The organism is Pseudonocardia lacus, from assembly GCF_018531445.1.
Taxonomy (GTDB): domain Bacteria; phylum Actinomycetota; class Actinomycetes; order Mycobacteriales; family Pseudonocardiaceae; genus Pseudonocardia; species Pseudonocardia lacus.
Genome location: NZ_JAHDTH010000298.1, coordinates 1 through 6749, shown reverse-complemented (window position 1 = coordinate 6749; position 6749 = coordinate 1). Strand labels below are relative to the sequence as shown.

The window sequence follows — 6749 nt, the reverse complement described above, 5'->3', positions numbered from 1 at the left end:
CCTGACGGGCGCTCCTTGACCCCGCCGCCTACCTCGACGCGCCCAGAACCCGGCGGAGAACCCCCAGAACAAAGATCAACAGCAAGAACAGGGGGTTGACCGGCCCCGCTCCTTCAGGGATGACAGTTCCGACCGTCCCGGTCCCGTCGAGAACGAAGTTGTCGTGATTGTGGACCGGTCCAACCGACAGCAACTTCGTTCTCGACGGTGGGGTCAGTGCTCGTCGGCGCCGGTCAGCTCCAGCTCCAGGCGGTCGGCGACGTCCACGACCAACCGGAACGCCCGGTCGAAGCCGGTCAGCTCGGTGTCGCCGAGCGGGACCGAGTGGCGGTACAGGGCCAGGCCGTTCTCGTCCACCACGCCACCGACCACGCACTCGCCCGCGCGCACCAGCAGCGTGGTCAGGTCGATGTCCTTGGTGTAGCCGACCGGCGAGGTGATCTGCGCCCACGGGTGGTCGTCCTCGCCGGTCACCAGCCGCACGGCCACGATCTGCGAGCGCTCGCCGGTCGTCGGCAGGTTGAACCACAGCTCGGCATCGGCCTGCTTCATGATCTCGTACCGGATCCGCACGAAGGAGTTCAGATCGTCCCAGCTGGCCACCGGCCCACCTTCCGTTTCGCCCGACGCGCGGACGCTACCGCGAACCGGGAAGCGGCGGCGGAAGGGTGAGCACGTTCGAGGACGCGGGCGGGATGGCCGCCCGCACGGCACCGGCCCGAACCGGAGCGACTGTCGGTCCGGCCCGTGCTGCGCACCCGGGATGTGGCCGACCGGATCCCGCGCCGACGCCTGAACCTCCTCGCCGGCTGGCACGGTGGACGGCATGGCGATCATGGAGCCGCCCGCCTCCGCCAGGTGGACCGCGGTGTCGAGCGGGGAGTCCGGGGCCGCGGTGTTCCGCCGCGACGACGGCGCCGTCTACGCCAAGTGCGTCGGCCCGCACGGCGTCGACGACCTGCGCGCCGAGCGCGACCGCGTGCGGTGGCTGTCCGGGACCGGGATCGGCTGCCCGGCGGTCGTCGGCTGGACGTCGTCCGCGTCCGGCGCCTGCCTGGTGACCACGGCCGTCCCCGGCGTCCCGGCGAGCGAACTGCCCTCGGCCGTCCTGCTGCGCGCCTGGCCGGGGCTCATCGGGGCGCTGCGGCGCCTGCACGAGCTACCGGCCGCGGAGTGCCCCTTCGAGCGCAGGCTGCCGCGGATGCTGCGCACCGCCGAGGACGTCGTGCGGCGCGACGCGGTCGACCCGGACTTCCTGACCGACGAGCAGCGGGGTGTCCCACCGCCGGAACTGCTCGCGGGCCTGCTCCGGGAGTCCGACCTCCGGCTCGCCCAGGAGGTCGACGACCTGGTGGTCTGCCACGGCGACGCGTGCCTGCCGAACCTGCTGGTCGACCCCGACACGCTGCGCTGCACCGGCCTGATCGACCTGGGCCGGCTGGGCGTCGCCGACCGGCACGCCGACCTGGCCCTGCTCACCGCGAACGCCCGCGAGAGCTGGACCGGCGACGACGAGCGCCGGGCCGACGAACTCCTGGTCGAGACCTACCGGGCGCGCGTCGACCCCGAGCGGCTGCGCTTCTACCTGCGCCTCGACCCGCTGACCTGGGCCGCCGAGTGGGGCGTGCGCGGTGTGCGCCCGGAGCGGGCGACCGGTCGTCGCCCGCCGGCCCAGAGCGGCGAGTCAACGCCGTCTTCGCAGGGTCCCCGTAGTCCTCGCAGGTGCTGTGCACCCTGCGCCGACCACACCGCCCCTGCGAAGACAGCCGGGGGACCTCTGTGGTCACCCGGCTAGAGACCGAGCTGGCGGGCGATCAGCATCCGCTGCACCTCCGAGGTGCCCTCGCCGATCTCCAGGATCTTCGCGTCGCGGTAGAACCGCCCGACCGGGAACTCGTTCATGAAGCCGTAGCCGCCGAAGACCTGGGTCGCGTCGCGGGCGTTGTCCATCGCCGCGTTGGACGCCACCAGCTTCGCGATCGCGGCCTCCTTCTTGAACGGCACGCCGCGCAGCATCTTCGCCGCCGCCGCGTAGTAGGCCAGCCGGGCGGTGTGCGCCCGCGCCTCCATGTCGGCGATCTTGAACTGGATGGCCTGGTAGCTGCCGATCGGGCTGCCGAACGCGTGGCGCTCGTGGGCGTAGCGCACCGACTCGTCGACGCAGCCCTGGGCCAGCCCGACCGACAGCGCCGCGATCGCCACGCGGCCCTCGTCCAGGATCGACAGGAACTGGGCGTAGCCGCGACCGAGCTCGCCGACCAGGTTGGCCGCCGGCACCCGGACATCGTCGAAGAACAGCTCGCGGGTGTCCGAGGCGCTCCACCCGACCTTCGAGTACTTCTCCGACACGGTGAACCCCGGCGTGCCGGCCGGGACGAGGATCGCCGAGATCTCCTTGTGCCCGGTGGCGGCCTTCCCGGTGACCGCGGTCACGGTGACCAGGCTGGTGATGTCGGTGCCGGAGTTGGTGATGAACGCCTTCGACCCGTTGACCACCCACTCGTCGCCGTCCGGGGTGGCGGTGGTGCGGGTGGCGCCCGCGTCCGACCCGCCGCCGGGCTCGGTGAGCCCGAACGCGCCCAGCCGCTCGCCCGCCGCCAGCGCCGGCAGCCACTGGCGCTTCTGCTCCTCGGTGCCGAACCGGTAGATCGGCATGGCGCCCAGCGAGACCCCGGCCTCCAGGGTGATCGCCACCGACGAGTCGACCCTGGCCAGCTCCTCCAGCGCCAGGCAGAGGGCGAAGTAGTCGCCGCCCATGCCGCCGTACTCCTCGGCGATGGGCAGCCCGAACAGGCCCATCGCGCCCATCTTCGCGACCAGGTCGTACGGGAACTCGCCGCGCTCGTAGAGGTCGCCGATGACCGGGGCGACCTCCTTGCGGGCGAAGTCCTCGACCGTCGCCCGCAGCGCGGCGTGCTCCTCGCTCAGCTCCAGGTCCACTGTCATTCCCCTTCCGAGGGCTCGACGACGACCAGCACCTGGTCCTTCGCGACGGTCGCGCCGACCGCCGCGGCGAGCTCGCGGACCACCCCGTCCACCGGGGCGGTGAGCACGTGCTCCATCTTCATCGCCTCCACGACGACCAGCCGGTCGCCCGCCGCGACGGTCTGTCCGACGGCGGCCTCGACGACCGTGACCGTGCCGGGCATCGGGGAGCGCACCGGTCCCCCCGCGCCCTCCGCCGCCGCCGCGGCCGCCTCCAGCGGGGGGCGCTCGCGCACGGCCCACGCCGCGCCGTCCCTACCGAGCCAGAGCACCTCGCCGTCGCGGGCGGTGGTGTAGGCGCGGGTGAGGCCGTCGACGGTGACGGTGAGCCGGTCGCCCGACAGCGCGCCCGAGCACCGGCGCTCCGGCCCGTCGCCGACGCGGCAGACGGCGTCGCCACCCCGGCCCCGCACCCGCACCGCGACCGGCTCGCGCCCGGACACCGCCATCTGCCAGCCCACCCAGGCCGGCTCGCCGACCCGCCAGCCGCCCGGCACGTCGAACGGGTCGACCACCGGCCCCGCCGGCTCCAGCTCCAGCAGGGCGTGCACGGCCGCGGCGACCAGCACGTCGTCGGGCGGTTCCGCGGCGGTCCACTCGTCGACCCGGCGGCCGACCAGCCCGGTGTCGAGCCGCCCGGCCCGCACGTCCGGGTCGGCCAACAGGGCGCGCAGGAACGCGGTGTTGGTGCCGACACCGAGCAGCACGGTGTCGCGCAGCGCGGCGTCCAGCCTGCTCAGCGCCTCGGCCCGGTCGTGGCCCCAGGCGATCACCTTGGCCAGCATCGGGTCGTAGTCGCTGCCGACGACCGTGCCGACCTCGACGCCCGAGTCGACGCGCACGCCGGCGGGGGTGCGCAGGGCCAGCACGCGCCCACCCGTGGGCAGGAAGCCCTCCGCCGGGTCCTCCGCGTACAGGCGGGCCTCGACGGCGTGCCCGCGGGCCCGCACGTGCAGCGGCCACGGCCGCTCCTCGCCCGCCGCCACGCGCAGCTGCGCCTCGACCAGGTCGATGTCGTGGACCTCCTCGGTCACCGGGTGCTCGACCTGCAGCCGGGTGTTCATCTCCAGGAAGAAGAACTGGTCGGGCCGGTCGGCGCCGACGATGAACTCGACGGTCCCGGCACCGGCGTAGCCGACCGCGCGGGCCGCCTCCACCGCGGCCGCGCCCATCCGCTCGCGCTGCTCGACCGTCAGCAACGCCGACGGCGCCTCCTCGACGATCTTCTGGTGGCGGCGCTGCAGGCTGCACTCCCGCTCGCCGAGGTGGATGACGTTGCCGTGGGTGTCGGCCAGCACCTGCACCTCGATGTGGCGCGGGGTCGTGACCAGCCGCTCGACCAGCAGCGTGTCGTCGCCGAAGGAGGCGCGGGCCTCCCGCCGGGCGCTCGCGATGGCCTCGGCCAGCCCGGCGGCGTCGCGCACCTCGCGCATGCCCTTGCCGCCACCGCCCGCGGACGGCTTGAGCAGCACCGGGAAGCCGACCTGCTCGACGGCCAGCGCCAGCTCCTGGTCGGACAGCCCGGCGCCGTCCGAGCCGGGCACGACCGGCACCCCGGCCTTGGCCACGGTCGCCTTCGCCGCGATCTTGTCGCCCATCGCCTCGATGGCCGCGGTCGGCGGGCCCACGAACACGATCCCGGCCTCGGCGCAGGCCGCGGCGAACGCGGTGTTCTCGGACAGGAAGCCGTAGCCGGGGTGGATCGCCTCGGCGCCGGTCGCCCGGGCGGCGCCGAGGATCGCCTCGATCGACAGGTAGCTCCGCGCGGCCGGGGCCGGGCCGATCCGCACGGCCAGGTCGGCCGCGGCGACGTGCGGGGCCCGCGCGTCGGCGTCGGAGTACACGGCGACGCTGCGGATCCCCATCCGCCGCAGGGTCCGGATCACCCGCACCGCGATCTCGCCGCGGTTGGCCACGAGCACCGTCTCAAACACGCGCTCCCCCTCCTCCGGGCCCCACCGGTGGTTCAGGAAAGCCACGATGCTGCCCCCAGAGGGCAGCATCGTGGCTTTCCTGAACTCCAGCGGGGGCGCACGACACGGCGGTCAGGGCGGCGGGGGTGGGCACGGGGATCACATCCGGAAGACGCCGAAGGCCGGGGCGGCCAGCGGGGCGTTGGCGGCGGCGGAGAGGGACAGGCCCAGGACCGTGCGGGTGTCGGCCGGGTCGATGACGCCGTCGTCCCAGAGGCGGGCCGTCGAGTAGTAGGGGTGGCCCTGGGTCTCGTACTGGGCGCGGATGGCGTCCGGGTCGGCACCGGAGCCGACCGTCGAGAGCACGGTGGCGGCCTGTTCGCCGCCCATCACCGAGATCCGCGCGTTCGGCCACATGAACAGGAACCGCGGCGAGTACGCCCGCCCGCACATCGAGTAGTTCCCGGCGCCGAACGAGCCGCCGATGATGACCGTCAGCTTCGGGACCCGGGTGGACGCCACGGCCGTGACCATCTTGGCGCCGTTCTTGGCGATCCCGCCCGCCTCGTACTCACGCCCGACCATGAACCCGGAGATGTTCTGCAGGAACACCAGCGGGATGGCGCGCTGGTCGCACAGCTCGATGAAGTGCGCGCCCTTGAGCGCCGACTCGGAGAACAGGATGCCGTTGTTGGCCACGATCCCGACGGGGTGGCCGTGGATGCGGGCGAACGCGGTGACCAGGGTCGTGCCGTACTCGGACTTGAACTCCTGGAACCGCGACCCGTCGACGACGCGGCGGAGCACCTCGCGCACGTCGTAGGGGGTGCGGGAGTCGGTGGGGACGACGTCGTAGACCGAGGCCGGGTCCTCCAGCGGCGCCTCGGTGGGGACGACGTCCCACGGGCGCGGCGCGCGCGGGCCGAGCGTCCCGACGATGCCGCGGACGATCCGCAGGGCGTGCGCGTCGTCGGTGGCCAGGTGGTCGGTGACGCCGGAGACGCGCGAGTGCAGCTCGCCGCCGCCCAGCTCCTCGGCCGTGACGACCTCGCCGGTGGCCGCCTTCACCAGCGGGGGGCCGCCCAGGAAGATCGTGCCCTGGTCGCGGACGATGACGGCCTCGTCGCTCATCGCCGGCACGTACGCCCCGCCCGCCGTGCACGAGCCCATGACGGCGGCGATCTGCGGGATGCCCAGCCCGGACATGGTGGCCTGGTTGTAGAAGATCCGGCCGAAGTGCTCGCGGTCGGGGAAGACGCTGTCCTGCTCGGGGAGGTAGGCGCCGCCGGAGTCGACGAGGTAGATGCAGGGCAGCCGGTTGTGCAGGGCCACCTCCTGCGCGCGCAGGTGCTTCTTGACCGTCATGGGGTAGTAGGTGCCGCCCTTGACGGTGGCGTCGTTGGCGACGACGACGCACTCCCGCCCGGCCACCCGGCCGACGCCGGTGATCATCCCGGCGCCGGGGGCCTCGCCGTCGTAGAGGCCGTGCGCGGCCAGCGGCGACAGCTCCAGGAACGGCGACGACGGGTCGAGCAGCGAGTCGACGCGGTCGCGCGGGAGCATCTTGCCCCGCTCGACGTGGCGGGCGCGGGCGCGCTCGGGGCCGCCCTGCCGCGCGGCGGCGAGCTGGGCCCGCAGGTCGGCGACGAGCTCCCGGTGCGCGGCGGCGTGGCCGGTCGCGGCGGGGGCGGGACTGGTGGTCGTCACGGCCCGGACTCCTCGGTTAGCTGTACTGACCGGACAGGTTGGTCAACCTGGTGATGGGCGGGACCCGTCCGATGGCGGTGTGGGGTCTGTGATGGTTGTACTCGTGGATCCAGCCCGGTAGGGCCTTTCGTCGCTGCGACTCGC

At 73.7% G+C, this 6749-nt stretch carries 5 protein-coding genes and 1 pseudogene; 1 reads left to right on the top strand and 5 read right to left on the bottom strand.

Features of this window, described 5'->3' with window-relative positions; all coding sequences use genetic code 11:
* Positions 1 to 213: 213 nt before the first annotated feature.
* On the bottom strand, positions 214 to 603 hold the full coding sequence (locus KIK08_RS36040; RefSeq protein ID WP_214407801.1) for a hypothetical protein: 390 nt from the start codon (positions 601 to 603) through the stop codon (positions 214 to 216).
* Positions 604 to 826: 223 nt separating this feature from the next.
* Between KIK08_RS36040 and KIK08_RS36035 the strand changes: the two are divergent.
* Positions 827 to 1609: pseudogene (locus KIK08_RS36035) on the top strand (APH(3'') family aminoglycoside O-phosphotransferase); the annotation flags it as partial.
* Between the two features lie 182 nt (positions 1610 to 1791).
* On the opposite strand, the gene KIK08_RS36030 reads toward KIK08_RS36035, so the two are convergent.
* The 4 genes from KIK08_RS36030 to KIK08_RS36015 all read right to left on the bottom strand — a co-directional run.
* Entirely contained in the window at positions 1792 to 2946 is a 1155-nt protein-coding gene (locus tag KIK08_RS36030) for an acyl-CoA dehydrogenase family protein (RefSeq protein ID WP_214407799.1), read from the bottom strand.
* Positions 2943 to 4919 (bottom strand): acetyl/propionyl/methylcrotonyl-CoA carboxylase subunit alpha, encoded by a 1977-nt coding sequence (locus tag KIK08_RS36025; protein ID WP_214407798.1) that lies wholly within the window; start codon positions 4917 to 4919, stop codon positions 2943 to 2945. The genes KIK08_RS36030 and KIK08_RS36025 overlap by 4 nt, the downstream gene beginning before the upstream one ends.
* Before the next feature lie 138 nt (positions 4920 to 5057).
* Positions 5058 to 6605, bottom strand: coding sequence for a carboxyl transferase domain-containing protein (locus KIK08_RS36020; RefSeq protein WP_214407797.1), 1548 nt, complete (start codon positions 6603 to 6605; stop codon positions 5058 to 5060).
* A 16-nt stretch (positions 6606 to 6621) separates the two neighbouring features.
* Positions 6622 to 6749: integrase core domain-containing protein (locus KIK08_RS36015; protein ID WP_214407802.1), on the bottom strand; the 128-nt coding region annotated here is incomplete at its 5' end.

What these genes read in the sequence shown, in the direction of transcription:
- KIK08_RS36030 (WP_214407799.1), bottom strand. Translation starts at nt 2,946, where the DNA reads ATGACAGTGGACCTGGAGCTGAGCGAGGAGCACGCCGCGCTGCGGGCG.